This window comes from Gordonia sp. DT30 (genome assembly GCF_049844915.1).
Taxonomy (GTDB): domain Bacteria; phylum Actinomycetota; class Actinomycetes; order Mycobacteriales; family Mycobacteriaceae; genus Gordonia.
The window spans coordinates 1-18,496 of record NZ_JBNCLY010000019.1 but is presented as its reverse complement, the minus strand read 5'-3'; the positions used below and the strand labels follow the sequence as shown (position 1 = coordinate 18,496).

Annotated in this window: 17 protein-coding genes and 1 pseudogene; 9 read left to right on the top strand and 9 right to left on the bottom strand. The window is 67.5% G+C overall.

The genetic code is table 11. The features are described 5' to 3' along the window. Window positions 1-21 precede the first annotated feature (21 nt). Genes ACLQ3C_RS16550 through ACLQ3C_RS16540 form a run of 3 tightly spaced genes read right to left on the bottom strand, consistent with a single transcriptional unit; the run spans window position 22 to window position 2,095 of the window. On the bottom strand, window positions 22-783 hold the full coding sequence (locus ACLQ3C_RS16550) for an AIM24 family protein (protein ID WP_425706175.1): 762 nt from the start codon (window positions 781-783) through the stop codon (window positions 22-24). Next, on the bottom strand, window positions 780-1,463 hold the full coding sequence (locus tag ACLQ3C_RS16545) for an AIM24 family protein (RefSeq protein WP_425706174.1): 684 nt from the start codon (window positions 1,461-1,463) through the stop codon (window positions 780-782). The genes ACLQ3C_RS16550 and ACLQ3C_RS16545 overlap by 4 nt, the downstream gene beginning before the upstream one ends. Before the next feature lie 11 nt (window positions 1,464-1,474). After that, window positions 1,475-2,095 (bottom strand): AIM24 family protein, encoded by a 621-nt coding sequence (locus tag ACLQ3C_RS16540; protein WP_425706173.1) that lies wholly within the window; start codon window positions 2,093-2,095, stop codon window positions 1,475-1,477. Window positions 2,096-2,251: 156 nt separating this feature from the next. On the opposite strand from ACLQ3C_RS16540, the gene ACLQ3C_RS16535 reads away from it, so the two are divergent. From ACLQ3C_RS16535 to ACLQ3C_RS16495, 9 genes and pseudogenes are all read left to right on the top strand, one after another. Further along, window positions 2,252-3,385, top strand: a complete 1,134-nt coding sequence (locus tag ACLQ3C_RS16535; RefSeq protein WP_425706246.1) for a hypothetical protein — start codon at window positions 2,252-2,254, stop codon at window positions 3,383-3,385. Further along, window positions 3,382-4,584, top strand: a complete 1,203-nt coding sequence (locus tag ACLQ3C_RS16530) for an HpcH/HpaI aldolase/citrate lyase family protein (protein WP_425706172.1) — start codon at window positions 3,382-3,384, stop codon at window positions 4,582-4,584. The genes ACLQ3C_RS16535 and ACLQ3C_RS16530 overlap by 4 nt, the downstream gene beginning before the upstream one ends. Continuing rightward, window positions 4,581-5,879, top strand: coding sequence for a phosphoribosyltransferase family protein (locus ACLQ3C_RS16525; RefSeq protein WP_425706171.1), 1,299 nt, complete (start codon window positions 4,581-4,583; stop codon window positions 5,877-5,879). Before ACLQ3C_RS16530 ends, ACLQ3C_RS16525 begins: the two co-directional genes overlap by 4 nt. Continuing rightward, window positions 5,876-7,000 (top strand): cysteine protease StiP family protein, encoded by a 1,125-nt coding sequence (locus ACLQ3C_RS16520; protein WP_425706170.1) that lies wholly within the window; start codon window positions 5,876-5,878, stop codon window positions 6,998-7,000. The genes ACLQ3C_RS16525 and ACLQ3C_RS16520 overlap by 4 nt, the downstream gene beginning before the upstream one ends. Beyond that, window positions 6,997-7,833, top strand: coding sequence for an HAD family hydrolase (locus tag ACLQ3C_RS16515; protein WP_425706169.1), 837 nt, complete (start codon window positions 6,997-6,999; stop codon window positions 7,831-7,833). The genes ACLQ3C_RS16520 and ACLQ3C_RS16515 overlap by 4 nt, the downstream gene beginning before the upstream one ends. Then, window positions 7,830-9,020 (top strand): TerD family protein, encoded by a 1,191-nt coding sequence (locus ACLQ3C_RS16510; protein ID WP_425706168.1) that lies wholly within the window; start codon window positions 7,830-7,832, stop codon window positions 9,018-9,020. The genes ACLQ3C_RS16515 and ACLQ3C_RS16510 overlap by 4 nt, the downstream gene beginning before the upstream one ends. Then, complete coding sequence (locus tag ACLQ3C_RS16505) at window positions 9,017-9,592, top strand: GNAT family N-acetyltransferase (protein WP_425706167.1); 576 nt, start codon at window positions 9,017-9,019, stop codon at window positions 9,590-9,592. Before ACLQ3C_RS16510 ends, ACLQ3C_RS16505 begins: the two co-directional genes overlap by 4 nt. Before the next feature lie 12 nt (window positions 9,593-9,604). Beyond that, window positions 9,605-10,102 (top strand): annotated as a pseudogene (locus tag ACLQ3C_RS16500) (DUF429 domain-containing protein); the annotation flags it as partial. A gap of 169 nt (window positions 10,103-10,271) precedes the next feature. Beyond that, on the top strand, window positions 10,272-11,546 hold the full coding sequence (locus ACLQ3C_RS16495; RefSeq protein WP_425706166.1) for a DUF222 domain-containing protein: 1,275 nt from the start codon (window positions 10,272-10,274) through the stop codon (window positions 11,544-11,546). A 140-nt stretch (window positions 11,547-11,686) separates the two neighbouring features. Here ACLQ3C_RS16495 and ACLQ3C_RS16490 read toward each other — a convergent pair whose 3' ends face one another. The 6 genes from ACLQ3C_RS16490 to dinB form a co-directional block, all read right to left on the bottom strand. Then, complete coding sequence (locus ACLQ3C_RS16490) at window positions 11,687-11,983, bottom strand: putative quinol monooxygenase (RefSeq protein ID WP_425706165.1); 297 nt, start codon at window positions 11,981-11,983, stop codon at window positions 11,687-11,689. A gap of 40 nt (window positions 11,984-12,023) precedes the next feature. Continuing rightward, window positions 12,024-12,578: a pyridoxal-phosphate dependent enzyme gene (locus ACLQ3C_RS16485; RefSeq protein ID WP_425706245.1), complete on the bottom strand. Its 555-nt coding sequence runs from the start codon at window positions 12,576-12,578 to the stop codon at window positions 12,024-12,026. 6 nt (window positions 12,579-12,584) lie between these two features. Beyond that, window positions 12,585-15,008, bottom strand: a complete 2,424-nt coding sequence (locus ACLQ3C_RS16480) for a phosphoketolase family protein (RefSeq protein ID WP_425706164.1) — start codon at window positions 15,006-15,008, stop codon at window positions 12,585-12,587. A gap of 137 nt (window positions 15,009-15,145) precedes the next feature. After that, entirely contained in the window at window positions 15,146-16,159 is a 1,014-nt protein-coding gene (locus ACLQ3C_RS16475) for a HEAT repeat domain-containing protein (protein ID WP_425706163.1), read from the bottom strand. Beyond that, window positions 16,146-16,841: a HEAT repeat domain-containing protein gene (locus tag ACLQ3C_RS16470; protein ID WP_425706244.1), complete on the bottom strand. Its 696-nt coding sequence runs from the start codon at window positions 16,839-16,841 to the stop codon at window positions 16,146-16,148. The genes ACLQ3C_RS16475 and ACLQ3C_RS16470 overlap by 14 nt, the downstream gene beginning before the upstream one ends. A gap of 97 nt (window positions 16,842-16,938) precedes the next feature. Further along, window positions 16,939-18,150 carry a DNA polymerase IV gene (gene dinB / locus ACLQ3C_RS16465; RefSeq protein ID WP_425706162.1) on the bottom strand — a complete coding sequence of 404 codons (1,212 nt, stop codon included), beginning with the start codon at window positions 18,148-18,150 and terminating at the stop codon, window positions 16,939-16,941. Window positions 18,151-18,496 lie beyond the last annotated feature (346 nt).

Sequence of the window (18,496 nt, the reverse complement as noted above, 5' to 3'; positions counted from 1 at the left end):
GTTGAGCGGGAATGAGGGTGGCTACTGCTGTTGCCCGAGTTGCTGGTTGATCTCCTGATTGATCTGCTGCAGACCGGGGACCGAGAGACCGGGAAGGTGGCCTTGAATGGTGCGGACGACCGACGTGTCGTTGCGGACCTTCTCACTGGACTGGATGAGAACCGTTCCGCTACCGGTGAAGTCGAACTGACGCTCCTCACCGGAGTTGATGCCGAACCGGCGGCCGGCGGCGGCGATGAAGGAGTTCACCCACACCTCGTCGAAGTGGTGGCTCGGTGACGGGCAGTCGGCCCAGCCGACGAGCGCCTCGGGGTCGACGCGCACCGGCGGCTCGGCGAACATCACCGGACCGTTCGACGAGGCGAGGAACTTGCCGCTGCCGATGAGCGTCAGGAAGCCCGGGACGATCGACTGCTGCAGCGACAACTGTGGTTGAAAGGCAAGGAGATTCGCGGCCCGGATGGTTAGGTTTCCGTCATCGAGGTCGTAGGCGTTGATGTGGTAGCCGCGGTCGCCGATGATCAGCTTCCCGTGTCCCTCGGCGACGACGAAGTCGCCGAGATGCAGTGGTGCCGAGAATTGTTGGGCCACCATGTGCAGCAGCTGCCCGGAGAGCCCGTGCTGGAGCGAGGTGAAGTTCATCTGGCCGTAGTACGCGATCATCGCGCCCTTCGACATGAACCACGGCTGCTCGAGGTCGATGCAGAACGAGTAGTCGTTGTCGGGGACGTTGTCGTCGGCCGGTAGGGTCGCCGGATTCCAGATGGTGTTGAGCTGACTCACAACTTCTCCTCCGATGCCTGAACGTAGACGACGCCCTGCCCAGCACACTCCAATTGCATTGCCTCACCGCCGGTTCGGCCCACATTGCGCCAGCTGACGGTCGATCGCAGCGTGGTGTTGACCGGCCCGGCGGCCCCCACGTAGGCCTGCGGGTCGACGGTCACCGGGGGGCGGTCCGGCGAGACGGGCAACTCGAAGACCCCGCCGTGGCCGAGTATCACGACCTGCCCGGGGCCGGAGAGCTGGGTGGTGAACATACCCTGGCCGGTCATCGCACCCGCCGCCGCCGAGCGCATCGAGCGCAGCAGGCCACCGCCACCACCGCCGCCCTGCGAGGCGACCGAGACGATCGACGCCTGCAGATTCGAGGTATAGGCGAGGGTGCGTGAGACCTCGACGCGAATCATGCCGCCGACCGCACCGACGTCGATGATCTGGATCTCGATACCGCGAAACCCGTAGTGCACCACACCTTGTCCCTGCGCGATCATCGTCGACTCGTGCTCGCCGGACATCATCCGGCCGGCCATGCCGCCCATGCCGCCGGACGCACCGGCCACCTGGTGCGGTTGGAAGTAGACGTTGCCGGTGTAGAACAGCATCGCCCCACGCCGGGCGACGATCGGACCGCTCCGGCCGATGTCGACCGACACGACCTTGCCGTTGACCTTCTCGAACATCGCTGTGCTCCCTATCGCTCGGCCGGTTGGATCGAGACCACGCCACTGCCGTCCCAGCGCAGCGAGAACGCCTCACCGCCGCCCTGGCCGAGCGCGCTGCGCCAGCTCACGTCGGTGACGAAGGACTGGTTCAGCGCGCCGCGCGCGCAGACGAAGGCGTCCGGGTCGACGACGAGCGGATACTGCGGGCTCACCTCGAGGTGGATGAGCGGCCCGCCCTGCGACAGCAACGCGATCTGGCCGTGCCCGCTGACCGTGGTCGTGAACAGTCCCTGACCCGACGTTGCACCGCGCACCCCGGTGAAGGTGATGTTGGTCTGCAGATTGCCTGCCAGCACCATCAGCTGCTGCGACTCCACCTGCAGGGTCTCGCCGGCCATGTCGATGATGGTGGTCTCGGCGGCGTTGTGCGCGAAGTACACCACGCCGCTGCCTGCGGCCTCCATCAACGACAGGCCTTCACCGGTGGCACGTTGCTTGATACCGGCCAACAGGCCATCGCCACCGCCGAAGCCCGCGGACTTGAAATCGACCTGCCCCTCGTAGGCGACCATCGATCCCGACAGCGCCCGTACCGACGTGTTGTCGAGCCGTGCCTCCACGACTCGTTTGGAGCGTTGCACCAGTTGCACTCGCCCACCCCTTCCGCGATTGCGCCACCGTTCGATACGGCACGCCTGCCGAAGAAGCTAGTCGATAGCATCGTGGGCGTGCCCAGGAAGTTCGCGAGGAGATGGTTCGGAGGCAGCTCACGCGCATATGCCGATCTCGGTGAGTACTCGATCCAAATGACGTCGGCGTTCCTCGCGTCCGAACAGGCGCTCTCCGACATCGACTCCGCGGTGCAGACGGCCCACGACCTCGACTCACGATCGCGGCTGCGTGACGAGTGGACGGCCGTCCGGGAACGGTACGCCGAGGTGACTGCCGAATACCTGCGGCTCTCGGCCGCGGTGAACTCCGGCGCTCCCGCCGCCGATGGTGCCGGTCCCCGTCCCGACGAACTCCTACAGTGCACCGATTCGCTGACCTCGATGACCGAGGAGATGAACCGGTTCGCCCAGACCCACGCCCGCGAGCTCGACCGGGCGCGGCACTCGGTCACCGAACTCGGCGTGCTCGAACAGCGGGCGCGGGTGGCCGCCACCGAGTCCACCGCCGCGCTCGAACAGGCCCCGGCGTCCCTCCTCGGGCTGCGCACCGTGGCACGCGCCGCCGACGAGTTGCGCGATGCCGCCGTCGCATTCGAACGCGCCGAGGGCATCCGGGGGCGCAAGTCGGCGGCAACCGCTGTGCTCGCCGCCGCCGAACACGTCGGCACCGCGTTGACCGACGCCCCCGGCTTCGCCGATCGGGCCGCGCGCGTCATCCGGTCGGTCGATACCCGGCGCAGCGCGATCGGGACGCGTCAGGGTCAGGTTCCCGACCAGCTGTCCGCGCTGCGCCGCGAGTTCAGCGCCGATTGTTCGCAGGACCTGCAGAACTCCGACACGGTGATCCGAGACCACCTCCGGGCCGCCGACGCACATCTCGAAAAGTCACGTGCGGTGGTGCGCGGTATGCCCGACCAGGCGATCGACGAGGCAGAGGCCGCCCGCGACGACCTCGACGCCGCCGAGCAGGCCGTCGACGCCGTGGGCGACCGGTTACGGCTGCTGCGCGATGTGCAAGCCGACCCGGCCGCGACCGAACAACGTGTGCGGTTCCGGCTACGGGACGCACAACACTTCGCGGTCAACAACTCACTGGTTGACGAATGGGGTTCGGTGCTCGATGCTCAGGCCGAGCGGATCTCGAGAGCCCGGGGGGCGCTGGACCGAGTTCATCCCGACTACTGGTCATATCTGACGCAACTACGCGCTGTCGATCAACGCGTCATCGAGATCGTCGACCGAATGAGAGGACAAGTGGGCGCACGATGACCACGACCGCCCCGAGGGGTGTGGACACCACGACGAGCGGCCCCGGCCCCACCCACTTCCACCAGCTCTCCTCCGACGTCCTCGATCACCTGTTCCTGCACCGGCCCGAAGCGATCTCGGGCCAGTGGCCGACGCAGCGGATCGCTGTCGCGCTGGGCGCGACGCTCTACGTGCCGGCGACCCGACCCGATCTGGCCGCGGTCATCGAACGCCGCCACCGGGAAGGTGTCATCTCGATGGTCATCGACCTCGAGGATGCGATCGCCGACCACCAGTCCGACGAGGCCATCGCGGCGACCGTCCGGGCACTGCGCCACCTCGAGGGCACCGCCGCCGGCGAGATGCTGCTGTTCGTGCGCGTGCGGCACACCTCGCAGATCGAGACGATCACCTCGATGCTGGACTCCGCAGGCGCGCTGTCGGGATTCGTGCTGCCCAAGTTCACCGCCGCCGAGGCCACTACGGCGCTGGAAGCGGTGCGGCGGGCCGGGACAGCGCTGGGCGGGCAGTTGTGGGCGATGCCGGTGCTCGAGTCGGCCGCGCTGGTCCACCGGGAGACCCGCGACGACGAGTTGCTCGGCATTGCACAGGCTTTGGACGAGTACCGAGCCACCGTGCTGGCAGTGCGCATCGGCGCCACCGACATGTGCGGACTCTTCGGGATTCGCCGCGCCCGCGATCTGACGATCTACGACGTGCGGGTGGCCGCCGACGCCATCGCGTCGGTCGTCAACATCCTGGGCCGCGCCGAGGACGGACACATCATCACCGGCCCGGTCTGGGAGTACTTCGCCGACCACGAACGGCTCTTCGTGCCACAGCTGCGCACCACTCCGTTCCGCGACCACGACGCGGTGTTGTTCCGCCAGCAGCTCGTCAGCCATGATCTCGACGGCCTCCTTCGGGAGATCGCCCTCGACCGGGCGAACGGTATGCACGGCAAGACCGTCATCCATCCGGCGCATGCGGGACCGGTGCACGCGTTGAGTGTGGTCACCCATGAGGAGTATCGCGACGCCCTCGACATTCTGGCTGTCGACGCCGGTGGCGTCGCGGCGTCGTCGTACCGCAACAAGATGAACGAGATGAAGCCACACCGGAATTGGGCGATGCGGGTCATGGACCGGGCGGCCGCCTTCGGGGTGACCGCCCCCGGCGTCAACTTCGTCGACCTGCTGACCGCGGTGGACGCCGCGTGAGCACCACCGCCTCACCCGCTGCGGACCGGGTTGCCGGGGGCTGGGTCACCGACCGGTTCGGGGTGACGCTGGCCGGACGCGCCGGGCAATCGTCTTGGACTGTCCACGATCTCGTCGTTCTGGGACTGCGGCGCAACCGTCGTCGCGCGCATCTGCTGGTGTCGACGGTGCTCGGCAAACACATCCCGACCGCACCGAGCCGGGTGCGCGCCGCCGCCGATGATCTCGGTGACGCCGTGATCAACCTGCTGGGTGCCGACCTCGCGCCCCGCAGTACGGTCCTCGGCTTCGCCGAGACCGCCACCGGCCTGGGACACTGTGTGGCGCACAGGTTGTCGGCTCGGATGTACCTGCATTCGACGCGTCGGGCGGTCGAGGGAGCCTCGGTGTACGGCACCTTCGAGGAGGGCCATTCGCACGCCACCACCCACCTGCTGCTCCCGAGCTCTCCCGAGTTGCTCGCGCTCGACCCGGACGCACCCCTGGTGCTGGTCGACGACGAGATCTCCACCGGCTCGACGGCGTTGCGGGCGATCGCATCGCTCCAACAAATCGCTGCGCGTACCCACTATGTGGTGGCGTCCCTGGTGGACATGCGTACCGACGCCCACCGGGCCGAAACCGCCCGCGCAGCTGCCGAACTCGGCGTTCGCATCGATTACGTCGCACTCGCGGATGGTCGCGTCGAGCTTCCCGACGGTCTCCTCGAGTCGGTGTGGGCCGCCACAGCCGATCCCCTCAATCCGGTCGGCACCCACCGCGGCCGGGTCGACGAGTTGCATCTGCCATGGCCCGGCGGCGTGCCCGACGGCGGCCGACACGGCTTCGCCCACAGTGACACCGCGCCTTTCGATCTGGCCGTCGGGATTGCCGCCGCCGAGGTGCTCGGCGCCCTCGACCCCGAGCGCGAGACCGTGGTGGTTGGCCACGAGGAGCTCATGTATCTACCGCTGTGCCTGGCCGAGCACCTCGAGCGAGCCGGGGTGCCCACGCGCTATCAGACGACGACCCGCTCGCCCGCGCAGGTCCGGGACGTCGACGGTTATCCGCTGCGCCGCGGGTTCACGTTCACCGCACCCGAATCCGACCCGACCACACCACGTTTCGTGTATAACCTGCTCGCACCGGACGCCCCCGACCGCACTCCGGCGGTACTGCCGACGGTGGTCATGGTGATCGACCGGCCCGCCGACACGGAGCTGCTCCGCGCCGAGGGCGGCCTCCTCGACGTCCTCACCGCCGCCGGTCATGACGTGTGCCTGGCGATCCTGCCCACCGGCGGAGCCGCCCGATGAGCGTCCCCGTCTCGACACCGCCGCTGTGCGGACCCGAGTTCGGCTCGTATGCCGCCGACGAGGTCACCTGGCTACTGAAGGATCTGTCGCAGGTGGCCCTGGAGGGCGACCTCGCCGAACGGGAGCGCCGAATCCAGTCGGGGAAGGCACATTACGCCGAGTCGCTGCCGATCGAGTATCAGCCGGGAGAGCAGTACCAGGAACTGTTCCATGCGGCACTGCGTGATTCGGCCGCACGACTCGCCGAGGCCACCGGCGTGGTCAGCGAATTGGTGCTCGCCGAGCGCGACGACGTGCCCACACTGGTGTCGCTGGCCCGCGCCGGGACGCCGGTCGGGATCTTGATGCGGCGCTGGATGGCATTCGCGCACAGCGTCGATGCGCCGCACTACACCATCTCGATCGTGCGGGACCGGGGCATCGATACCATGGCCCTCGACCACATCGCCGCCCGGCATCGCCCGGAGTCGGTGGTCTTCGTCGACGGGTGGACGGGCAAGGGGGCGATCCAGCGGGAACTCTCCGCGGCCCTCGCCGGGTACGCACGTGCCGGTGGCGCCCGGCTCGACGACGAGCTGGCGGTGCTCGCCGACCCCGGTTCGTGTACCCGCACGTTCGGGACCCGGGACGACTTTCTCATCGCATCGGCCTGCCTGAACTCGACGGTGTCCGGACTGGTGTCACGCACCGTCCTCAATGCCGACCACATCGGCCCCGCCGAGTTCCACGGCGGCAAGTTCTACCGGCATCTGCGCGAGTTCGACGTGTCGAACCTCTTCCTGGACACCGTGTCCGCGCAGTTCGCCACCGTTGCGCCGCAGGTCCGAACCCGGTTGGCCGCAGTGCGTTCGGGTGATCGCGAGCCGCGGTGGTCCGGCTGGGAATCCATGGAGCGGCTGCGTGAGGAATACGGCGTATCGTCGGTGAACTTCGTCAAACCCGGCGTCGGCGAGACCACCCGGGTCCTGCTCCGGCGAGTGCCATGGATGATCCTCGTGCGGGCGGCGGATCTGCCCGAGCACCAACATATTCGGATACTCGCCGCCGAACGCGGTGTGCCGATCGAGGTCCGGTCCGATCTCGCGTACTCGTGTGTCGGACTCATCAAGGAGGATGCGTGAGCGACCTGATCGCCACCGACCTCGACCGGACGCTGATCTTTTCCCGAACGGCCATGGGCGAGCAGCAGTTCGCCGCCCTCGATCCGGTCTGCGTCGAGATCTATCAGGACGCACCGTTGTCGTATCTCACGCCACGCGCCCATACCCTGCTGTCGCGGCTCGCCGCCGTGGCGCCGGTGGTCCCGGTGACCACTCGCACGCCGGCCCAGTTTGCCCGGATCACGCTGCCCGGCAGCCCGTTCCGATATGCCATCGTCTCCAGCGGCGGCCGGATCCTGTGTGCCGGCGGCGACGATCCGCAGTGGCGCGCCGAGGTCGAGCGCCGGGTGCGGACCTGCGCGCCGCTGGCCGAGGTGACCTCGGCGCTGCACACCCGGATCGACGACTCCTGGGTCCGCTCGTCGCGGACCGCGGACGACTTGTTCTGTTACGTCGTCGTCGACCTCGACCGGCAGCCGGCGGCATTCCTCGACGACTGGCGTGGCTGGTGCGCCGCCCGCGGGTGGACCGTCTCGCAGCAGGGCCGAAAGATCTATGCGTTGCCGCGTGAGGTCACCAAGTCGGCGGCGCTCGCCCACGTGCGGGCACGACTCATCGATGAGGGCGCACTCGACGCAGATGCCCCGGTGTATGCGGCCGGCGACGGTCGCCTCGACATCGACCTGCTCGAATATGCCGACGCCGCGATTCGGCCATGCCACGGAGAGCTCCACGGCATCGACTGGATGTGCCCCGATCTGACCGTCACCACCGAGCCGGGTGCGATCGCCGGCGAGCAGATTCTCGAATGGTTTCTCGCACGGGTCGGCGCAGATGCCAAGATTGGGTCATGACCGCACTGACCAAAGGACAGAACGCGCCGCTCCCCGGCGGTGAGGTGTTGATCTCGGTCGACGTCGGCACCGCAGCGGATCTGTCGGCATTGTTGGTGACCGACGCGATCAAGGTGCGGACGGACGCCGATTTCATCTTCTACAACCAGCCCACCGGGCCCGGCGTCGAGTTGCAGAATCCGACGGGTCGGCAAGTCCTACGGGTGCGGACCGATGGGCTGCCCGCCGACATACATGCCGTGCGCGCCGTCGTGACTCTCGACGACGCGTCGTCGAATTTCGGTCGTGTGGCGCCACCGGTCGCGCGGGTGGCCGACGCCCGCGGCGCCGAGTTGTTCACCTTCACCGTCGACGGGCTGTCCAGCGAATCGGTGGTCGTGGCCCTCGAGTTGTACCGGCGTGGGACGGACTGGAAGGTGCGCGCGGTCGGCCAGGGTTACGCAGGTGGGTTCGCCGATCTGATCCGCGATCACGGGGTCTCCGTCGACGACGCACCCGCCGCGACTCCCCCGGCCGCTCCCGCACCGCCGGCCGCCCCGGTGCCACCTCCCCCGGCGCCCGCTCGGACGCCACCGGCCGGTGCTCCCGGCGAGATCAGCCTGACCAAGAACCGGCGCGTGGATCTGGTGAAGGGACAGAAGGTTTCGCTCCGCAAGGACGGCGGGGTGGCGCTCACCCGCATCCGGATGGGCCTCGGCTGGGACCCGATCACCCGCGGCGGGTTCTTCGGCGGACGCCAACGTGACATCGACCTCGACGCGTCGGTGCTGATGTTCAGCGCCGGCCAGATCGCCGACATCGTCTATTACGGCAGTCTGCGCAGCGACGACAACTCGATCGTGCATTCCGGTGACAATCTGACCGGTCAGGGCGAGGGCGACGACGAGGTGATCCGCGTCGACCTCACCGCAATCCATCCGGCCATCGACAATCTCGTCTTCACCGTCACCTCGTATCAGGGGCAGACATTCCAGGAGGTCGACAACGCGTTCTGCCGGCTCGTCGACGAGACCACCGGCGCCGAGCTGGCCCGCTTCACCCTCGCCGGCGGGATGCCGTTCACCGGCGTGACCATGGCGGTCATCTCACGCGAGCACGGTGAGTGGAAGCTGCGCGCCATCGGCGAGGGCTTCCAGGGCAAGAAGCCCCGCGACGCCGTCCCCCACGCGGCCCGGCACCTGGCATGACACTGTCGGTCCGACCGGCCTCGAACTTCGATGACGTCGCCATCATGGTCGGCCCGAAACGCCCCGATGCCACCGTCTGCTGGTGTCTGAGCCATCGACTCCCCAGCAAACTCAACCGTTCTCTCGTGAAAGAGGAACGCGGTCGATACGTCGAGAAGCTGTGCGCCGCCGATCCCCCGCCCGGCGTGCTCGCCTATCTCGACGATGAGGTCGTCGGCTGGGCAGCGGTCGCACCACGCTCTGCCTCCAACTTCGCGCGCAATCGCAAGATTCCGCACGTCGACGACCTCGACGTCTGGTCGCTGTGGTGTCTGCGGGTGCGCCCCGGTCACCGCAAGACCGGGATCGTGCATCCGTTGATCGCCGGTGCCGTCGAGTTCGCGCGCGCGAACGGTGCTCCGGCGATCGAGGCATACCCTGTCGACAACGGGGGCGAGCGCGTCGATCTCACGATGGCCTTCGTCGGTACCCAGTCGATGTTCGAACGGGTCGGCTTCACCAAGGCCGCCGACACGACCTCTGTGCTCGATGGCTTCCCACGGGTCCTGATGCGTCTACCGCTGAATCGGTGACACGAACGGCCGGAATCGATCTCGCGGCATCACCCGCCTCGACGGCGGTCGCGGTCATCGAGCGGTCATCGAGTGGTCGTCGGCCGGCCGCTGAGCGTGTCGGCGGACAGGATCGCGCACGTCGCCTTTCGGTGCGCCGGACTCGTCGCCGACCTCGGCGTCGATGATCGCGTCGACGGCTGGGCCGTCGAGGCGTATCCGGCCGGGGCACTGCGACATTGGGGAATGCAGTCGCGGGGGTACAAGCGGACGGCCAATCGCGCCGCGCTCGCCGAGCTCGTCTCGACCCTTGCCGATGCCGCACCATGGCTTCGACTCGGGCCGCACCGGGCATTGATGGAGCGCGACGACGACGCTTTCGACGCGGTGATCACCGCCTTGGTCGCGCGCGCAGCCGATCTGGGCGATACACGTCTCCTCGAGGGCATCGACCGCGTAATTGCCCAGCGCGAGGGGTGGATTCACCTTCCGACGGTCCCACTGGACGCGCTGCTCTCCGATGGCCACTGAGGTGGACCCTCCCTACCAGACCTCACCGACAGAATCGCGCGTTCATCGATGCCGCGAACCATGTTGTCCACAAGCAGTATTCGATGCACAGAGCCCGACAAGATCGTGGCTGATTGTCCGTGGCTGCGCGTAGTATGGAAACATCGAATCGATCACCAAGGGGGGCACCATGATCGCCGACGGAACCGTCGAAAGCACCGATACCGCAGCTATTCTGGCCGGCGTTGTCGACCTGCTCGCCGAGCTGCGCACCGGCCCGGATGTGACCGGGCCGCAAGCACACGCCGCGCTTCAGCAGATTCTGCTGATCCGCAATCTCGCCGACCATCATGCCGCCACGTTGACCGGTGATCTTGACCGACTCGGTGTCGCCGACGGCAAGGGCCGTCGGTTGCGGGAACTGCTGGTCGTGATGGGGTGCGCGCCCGCGGTCGCCTCGCGATTTGTGCGGATCGGTACCGCTACCGACATCGACTCACTCCTGCGCCACGCCGCTGACGGTTCCATCTCGTCCGAACACGCCGACGCAATCGTGCGGGGGCTGTCGCACATCGCGTCTCGGTCACCGGAACCCGTCGACGCCGACCTGCGGTCAGCACAGTTGATGTCACTGATGTCGTGGTCGTCGGCGGGCATGACGCCGGCGCAGATCTCCGATCATGCCCGTACCATCGCGAATGAGCTCGCCGCCGACACCGACGATGGCAAACCTGCCGCCGAAGACAAGTCGATCAACGAACTCGGCTACCACAAAACCGATGATGGCCGCCTCGATGTACGCGCCAACCTCGATGCCGTTGCCGGGGAAAAACTGCACAGTCTCGTCGAAGCGCTGTCGGCGCCGAAACCGCAACCCGACGGCTCGCATGATCCGCGGCCAGCACAACACAGGCGCGCCGATGCCTTCGAATCCATTCTCGAGCTCGCCGAGAAGGGACTTGCTGACGAGACCGTGTCGTGCAAACCGACCGGCGGCGTCCTGTTGACCATCCCCGCCGATACCCCGAAGCTGTCCGCGTTGGAGTTCATGGGATCGGTGACACCCGCGACCGCGAGGACGTTGGGTTGTGATGCTGCGGTCACCGTCGTCATCGTCGACGGTGAACAGGTGCCGCTGAACGTCGGACGCGAGAAACGCCTGTTCACACCGGCACAACGAAAAGCGTTGCTGCTCAGGGATGAGTGCTGCGTGAAATGTGGCGCGCCCGCATCGCGCACACAAGCGCATCACCTCGTGTCGTGGGTCGATGGTGGCCCCACCGACCTCGACAACGGGTGCCTGCTGTGCACCGCCTGCCACCACGACGTCCACGACCGAGGGTGGGACGTGATCATGGGCTTCGACCGACATCCGTGGCTGATCCCACCCGCCACCGTCGACCCAAAACGACGACCACTACCGGCCTACAGCCGGCGCACGCTACGACTCGACAGCGCTGCCTGAAACAGGCTCTCCTGCTAGATCTTTCTGCCCCTTGCACCCGGCCCGGCCGGGACCGCAACTGTTCCTTGAGAACTTCATAGGGCGCCGGCCCGGGACTCGGGCTTCCGCCTCTGTTCAGGCACTGTCGTTTGCCCCAAACGTCATCGGAGCGGGAACTCTTCGACGTGGCGCCGCGCGAGCAATGGGATGATCTGCTGCGCCCCGAGACGCTGGAAGTGCTCGGACTCTCGGTGTGCCACGAAATCGGCGGCACTGCCGTACCTTTCGACGATCAGGATCTCCTCGGCACCGTCCGGGGAGACGAAGTAGTCATATCCCCGATTTCCCGGCTCGTCCCGACTGGCGGCTGCGAGCTGTTCGAGCAGATCGAGCACCCTCGTGTGCTGACCGTCTGCCGGGTGGTAGTGAGCGAGCACCAAATGCGCGGTGTCAGCCATTCCTACTGCCTCCGATCGGGGCCGTGTCATGTGGTCCTCGTCATTTGCCGTCGAGCATCATCTTTCCGTCGAGGTACTCCGCATACGCCGGCAGATCGAGCTGACCATGTCCGGAAAGCCCGATGACGATAACCTCTTCGGTGTCGCTGTCGGCGACATGTGCCGCCGCTGCAGCGATCGCGTGTGTCGATTCCGGGGCGGGCACGATCCCCTGCGTCCGGGCGAATGTGATGCCGGCCGCGAAGGCGTCCCTTTGCCCGATCGCCACACCCTGCACGAGACCGAGCTCGACGGTGTGGCTCAGAGCCGGCGCCATTCCGTGATAGCGAAGGCCACCGGCGTGGATCGGGTCGGGCACGAAATCCATTCCAAGCGTGTGCATCTTGAGAAGCGGCGTCAGTCCGGCGACGTCGCCGTGGTCGTAGCGGTACTCCCCCTCGGTGATCGACGGGCACGCAGCCGGCTCCGCGGCGACGATGCGGGGATCGGAGCGGCCGTGCAGCTTCTCCCGCAAGAACGGGAACGAGAGTCCGGCCAGGTTCGAACCGCCACTGCGTCGCAATACAGCGTGCTCACCGGAGCGCGCGCAGCGCAGGCCCTGTCACCCCCACGTCCAATCCCGGATCTCCGGGAGATCCTCGAAGTGTTCGCGCACGTAGTCGTGGTGTCTGGCCAACTGCGTCCGGCAATACTCGGCGAGCTCGGTGCCCTTCTCGGGGGCGCGGCGAGAACGTCGAAGAGCCTCGAGTACCAGGTGGTAGCGGCTCATCTTGTTGAGCACCACCATGTCGAACGGAGTCGTCGTGGTGCCCTGCTCGGAGAACCCGCGCACGTGGAAGCGACCCGGATGGGTGCGGCCGTGCACGAGTTGGTGGATGGCCCTGGGATAGCCGTGGAAGGCGAAGACCACATCGGTGTCGCGGGTGAACAGCTCGATGAACTTGTCCTCCGAAAAGCCGTGCGGGTGATCGTTCTGCGGGAGCAGCGCCATCAGATCCATCACGTTGACCACCCGTGTCCGCAGGTACGGCACCCAGTCACGCAGCAACTGCGCGGCGGCCAGCACCTCCTGCGTCGGGACGTCACCGGCGGCGGCGAGCACGACGTCGGGGACCACGGCTTCTCCCGGCCCGTCGTCGCGTGCCTCGGTGCCCGCCCACTCCCAGATGGAGGCGCCCGCCGCGGCCTGTTCGTTGGCCTCGTCGAGGGTCAGGTATTGCAGGTGGGGCTGCTTGTCGGCGACGAGCACGTTGACGTGGTCGCGACTGCGGAAGCAGTGGTCGGCGATCGACAGCAACGAATTCGAGTCCGGTGGCAGCCACACCCGCACGACGTCCGGCGACAGCGGCAGCACCAGGTCGATCAACCCGGGCCCCTGATGGGAGAAGCCGTTGTGATCGTTACGCCAGCAGGTGGAGGTCAGCAGGATGTTGAGCGACGAAACCGGTTCGCGCCAAGGCAATTCCGCGGCGTGCTGCAGCCACTTGGTGTGTTGCACCACCATGGATGCACTCACCATTGCGAAGGCCTCGTACGTCGCGAACAGACCATGTCGGCCGGAGAGCGTGTAGCCCTCGAGCCAGCCCTGGCACAGATGCTCGCTGAGCACCTCCATGACCCGGCCGGATGCCGAGAGATCATCGTCGTACTCGGTGGTCGGAAGCTGCCAGCAACGTTCGGTGACCTCGAAGACGGCGCCGAGACGGTTGCTCGTCGTCTCGTCCGGGCAGAACAGGCGGAAGTTGCCGCCGCCGTCGGGTGTGCCGTTCTCCTGGTAGATGTCGCGCATGAACTCGCCGAGCACGCGGGTCGTCTCGTGGAGCAGCACGCCCGGCGTGGAGATGTCGAGTGCGTACTGCGAGATCGGCGGCAGGCGTAGCGGTTTGAGCAGGCGTCCGCCGTTGGCGTACGGGGTCGCACCCAAACGCAGGTCGCCCTCTGGCGCGAGTGCACGGATGGAGTCGACCACGGTGCCGTTCTCGTCGAAGAGTTCGTCGGGTCGATACGAGCGCAGCCAGTCCTCCAGCATCCGCAGATGCTCGTGGTTCTCCTTGACCCCCGACAACGGGACCTGATGCGCCCAGTGTGTGCCCTCGATCTTCTTGCCGTCCACGAACTTCGGGCCGGTCCACCCCTTCGGCGTCCGCAAGACGATCGCGGGCCACTTGGCCCGGCCGGCGCCGGCGGAATCGCCCGATCCGTCACCGCGCGCGTCCGCCTGGATCGCGCGGATCGCCCGGTAGGCGTCGGTCAGCGCGGTGTGCAGGGCGGGAAACACCTGCTCGGGGTCGTCGCCCTCGACGAATACCGGACGCCAGCCCTGGCCGCCCAGATAGTCGGCGATGTCCGCGTCACTGCTGCGGCCGAGGACCGTCGGGCCGGCGATCTTGGCACCGTTGAGGTGCAGGATCGGCAGCACGGCACCGTCGCGGGCCGGATTGAGAAACGCCGGGATCTTCCACGACCCCGCCAGCGGGCCGGTCTCGGCCTCGCCGTCGCCGACCACGGCGGCGACGATCAGATCGGGATCGTCATAGGCGGCCCCGGCGGCGTGCACCAGCGCATACCCGAGCTCACCGCCCTCGTGGATGCTGCCCGGTGTCTGGACGCTGACGTGGCTCGGGATGCCGCCCGGCGTCGAGAACTGCCGGCACAGGCGGCGGACGCCGTCGGCGTCGAGCGAGATGTCCGGGTACACCTCCGAGTACGTGCCCTCGAGGTAGGTGTTGGCCACCAACGCGGGGCCGCCGTGCCCGGGACCGGTGATGTAGAGCCACTCCGATCCGGTCTCGTTGATGAGGCGGTTGAGCACCGTGTAGATGGCCGACAGCCCGGGGCTGGTGCCCCAGTGCCCGAGCAACCGCGGTTTGATGTGGTCGACGGTGAGCGGTTCACGTAGCAAGACGTTGTCCTGCAGATAGATCTGGGCGATATTGAGGTAGTTCGCGGCGGCCCACCATCGCAGGTCCGCCTCGATATCGGCCTTCTCATATGCATGCGCTGCGATTCCGGTGCCTTGGGACATCGTGTGGGCCTCTCACGCCGTTGGATGAATTCCGCGGTTCCTTCTCTCCTTCTTACCGGTGTCGGGCGCTGCTCGTCAGACAAGCTCGTCAATCTGCTCGAGAAAGAGACCTTCGGCCCCATCCGTTCACGTTGCGCTCACCTCGGCGACCGGCCGGCAGCGGCGAGGATGGCGGTGGCAGTCATCGCGACCACGTACGCCGGATCGTTCGCGAGGTCTGCCAGCAGCATGCGCGCGGCACCGCCGGGAATTTCGGCGAGGGCCTGCGTAATCCGCAGCCGCACTTGGTCGCTCGATGTGGGATTGCCCGGAAAGAGGGGACGTTTCAGATCGGCGACGATACGATCGGCGAGGTGCGCGTCTTCGGCGAGCAGCCCGAGTGCCTCGGCCGCCTCGATGTCGCGGCGACCGGCGACGACCATCTCGACCAGTGCGTCGATCGCCGCCACCGAACCACGCTCGGCGAGTTCGACGGCGGCGTGGTCACGCACCGCAGCGGCATCGTCGGCCAGGGCCGAGCGCAGGATCGGCTCGACGCGGTCGGAGTCGATGGCTGCGATCACCCGGACGGCCCGCGCGCGTACCGCCGCGTCCGGCGCTGCGAGCCCCTCGACGAGCGGGTCCAGGACCGCATCGCCGACCCGTGCCAGCGACCAGGCCAGCGTCCCGAAGACATTCGGATCTTGCTCGGCCAGTGCCGCTTTCACGACCTCGGCGACCGGTAGCACATCGTCGTCGGAAGTCAGCACCGCCTGGATGCGCCGGGTCCCGGACGACGACCGGAGATCGCGCAACATCGTCACCACACCCAGCACATCGGTCCAGTCCGCCGGCGACACCGCGGCGACGCGTTCCAACCGGTCGAGCAACACCTCCTCGGCGGCAATGCGGTCGCGGGTTCGCCGGATGAGTTCGTCGACCATCTTTGCCGGGGTGGCGTCGGGGTGGTCCAGCGCGGCAGCCACCTCCGGCAGGGACAGACCGAGCGTGCGCAGGCTCTCCACCTGGAAGAGCCTGCGCAGGTCGCCCGCGGCGTACTGCCGATAGCCGCCGGCGCTGCGTCCGGTCGGCGAGACCAGCCCGAGCCGGTCATAGTGCCGCAGCATGCGCGCCGAGACCCCCGAGCGGCGGGCGACCTCACCGATCAGCATCGACGCCCCGTATCGCCACCCGGCGCGCCTGCTCGAGCGATTCGGTGAACGCCGCGTCGGGGTCGTCGAACAATGAGACCGTGGCCCGCGCGTGGGTACGCGCGGCTTCATCCGCGCTGCTCGACGCGGCCTCGGCGACCGTGTACCCGGCCGCACCGAGCGCGACGAGCGCGCGGCTCAGACTGCGCCGGGCCTCCTCGTCGAGACGTCGGCCCAGCTCCATCGCGAGATCCCCGGCCAGGGCGGGTACGGCATCGGCGGGAGCCAACGCGATTGCCGCGCGCCAGGCCGCGCGAGCGACCTCGTCGTCGGCGTCGTGCAGCATCGCGGCGACGCGCGGCCAAGCCCGCTGGTCTCCGATCTTCGACAGCGTATGGAGCGCTTGGCTTTTCGCCTGAGTGGTGCCGGAGTCGAGTTCGGCGAGCAACCGCGGGACGGTGACGTCGGCGGGCTGCCTGCACAATGCCCACGTCAACATGTCGCGGACGAAGAAGTCCGGCTCCACCGCACTCTGTTCGATCAATCGAGCCGACACTCGTTGGTCCGCCGGGTCTTCGGAACCGAAGGCGCCGACAGACATCGCGGCGCGCAGGCGAACTGACGGGTCGGGATGGCCGAGGGCCCGGAGAAGCTGTTCGATGTGCTCGTCCCGGTTGGTGCTGTGGTTCTCGATGGCGTTCATGTCGACCACCTCCTTCACCACCAGCCAACAGGTTGTCACGGTGTCAAGGTCAAGTCTGCCCCGTGCCGGTCATCGTTTCGTCTCAGCCCCGCCGACGTCAGGAGTCCGGCAGCATCGGGGCGTCCTCACCATGATCGCGCCCGACGAGCACGGCGCGGGTGACGGAGTCTCGTCCGAAGCGGTTGCACAATTGGTCCATCGCGGCGTCGAGTTGGGGTTGATGGTCGTCCTCGAAGGGCAGGGCCAGTTGCAACGCGTCGTCGTCACCGAGGTTGGTCAGCGACAGACCGATAAGGGTGCAGCCGCGTTCGCGGATGAGCGGACGCGCCTCATCGAAGAGCGCGCGCGCACAACTCATCAGCACTTCCGTGCGATCGGTCGGCTCGGCCAGGGTACGCGATCGTGTGGCTCGCGAGAAGTCGTGGAAGCGTAGGCGCAACACCACTGTTCGGGATACCCGGTCGGCGGCGCGCAGACGCTTGCCCAATCGTTCGACGATGGCGATGACGGTGGCCTCGATGTCGGCCTCCGCGCGGATTCGACGGCCCAGTGCACGTTGTGAGCCGATGGAGCTACGCCGCCTGCCGGTCTCGACGTGTCGCGGGTCCTGCGCCAGGGACAGGGCGAACAGATGACGCCCGGCGCCGGGACCGACGATGCGGCACAACGACTTCTCGCCGATTGCGGCCATGTCGCCGACCGTAGCGATGCCGGCGTCGGCGAGTTTCGCCTCGGTGACGGGGCCGACTCCCCACAGTCGGCGCACCGGAAGTGGGTGCAGGAACGCCAATTCGGTGCCCGCCGCGACCTCCAGCAAGCCGTCGGGCTTGCCGACCGCGCTGGCGACCTTGGCCAAGAACTTGGTGCGCGCCAGGCCGACGGTGATGGGCAGTCCGACCTCCGTGCGAATCCGCGCCCGCAAGGTCTCGGCGATGGACACGGGGCTGCCGACGAGGCGCCGAAGCCCGGCGACATCGAGGAACGCCTCGTCCACGGAGATGCCCTCGACCAGCGGCGTGGTGTCGCGGAAGATCTCGAACACCGCGCGGCTGGCCTCCATGTACGCGTCGAAACGCGGACGGACCTCGACGGCGCCCGGACAGAGGGCACGCGCCTCACGGCCGGGCATCGGCGTCCGCACGCCGTGGGCCTTGGCCTCGTAGCTCGCGGCGAGAACCACCCCGCCGCCGACGAGCACGGGACGGCCACGCAGCGCCGGATCGTCGCGCTGCTCGACCGATGCATAGAACGAGTCGAGATCGGCGTGCAGGATAGAGGCGTCATGCCTGGCCGCGCTGTCGATTCGCATCGGCGCGTCTCCCTCCCCGCCCTCGCGAATGTGGATATCTATCGAACGTTTGCGCGAATCTTAACGCAGCGGTCCGACGCCGACGAAGCCTGCGGGCGGAATCCGAAAATTTCTTCGAGAGAGGGTAGTCAACCGGGCATATCCGGTGTAGACTCGTACGCATGTTCTTGCGAACTTGTGTTCGCAGGCTTGCACTGGGGGTGACAATGACAACGATCGACCTGCCGGCTCTTACACCGGATGAGCAGGTGGCGTTGTTGCATGCCCTCCTCGATCAGATGGGTTCGACGGATCTGTCGCCGTGTTCGGATGAGTCGTTGTTGGAGGTCGCGGCAGCCAATGAACG

Bases quoted from the DNA above. Each gene is read 5' to 3' on its own strand.
- ACLQ3C_RS16545 (WP_425706174.1), bottom strand. From the start codon at position 1,463: ATGTTCGAGAAGGTCAACGGCAAGGTCGTGTCGGTCGACATCGGCCGG.
- ACLQ3C_RS16535 (WP_425706246.1), top strand. From the start codon at position 2,252: ATGACGTCGGCGTTCCTCGCGTCCGAACAGGCGCTCTCCGACATCGAC.
- ACLQ3C_RS16530 (WP_425706172.1), top strand. From the start codon at position 3,382: ATGACCACGACCGCCCCGAGGGGTGTGGACACCACGACGAGCGGCCCC.
- ACLQ3C_RS16520 (WP_425706170.1), top strand. From the start codon at position 5,876: ATGAGCGTCCCCGTCTCGACACCGCCGCTGTGCGGACCCGAGTTCGGC.
- ACLQ3C_RS16510 (WP_425706168.1), top strand. From the start codon at position 7,830: ATGACCGCACTGACCAAAGGACAGAACGCGCCGCTCCCCGGCGGTGAG.
- ACLQ3C_RS16505 (WP_425706167.1), top strand. From the start codon at position 9,017: ATGACACTGTCGGTCCGACCGGCCTCGAACTTCGATGACGTCGCCATC.
- ACLQ3C_RS16495 (WP_425706166.1), top strand. From the start codon at position 10,272: ATGATCGCCGACGGAACCGTCGAAAGCACCGATACCGCAGCTATTCTG.
- ACLQ3C_RS16490 (WP_425706165.1), bottom strand. From the start codon at position 11,983: ATGGCTGACACCGCGCATTTGGTGCTCGCTCACTACCACCCGGCAGAC.
- ACLQ3C_RS16480 (WP_425706164.1), bottom strand. From the start codon at position 15,008: ATGTCCCAAGGCACCGGAATCGCAGCGCATGCATATGAGAAGGCCGAT.
- ACLQ3C_RS16475 (WP_425706163.1), bottom strand. From the start codon at position 16,159: ATGCTGATCGGTGAGGTCGCCCGCCGCTCGGGGGTCTCGGCGCGCATG.
- ACLQ3C_RS16470 (WP_425706244.1), bottom strand. From the start codon at position 16,841: ATGAACGCCATCGAGAACCACAGCACCAACCGGGACGAGCACATCGAA.
- dinB (WP_425706162.1), bottom strand. From the start codon at position 18,150: ATGCGAATCGACAGCGCGGCCAGGCATGACGCCTCTATCCTGCACGCC.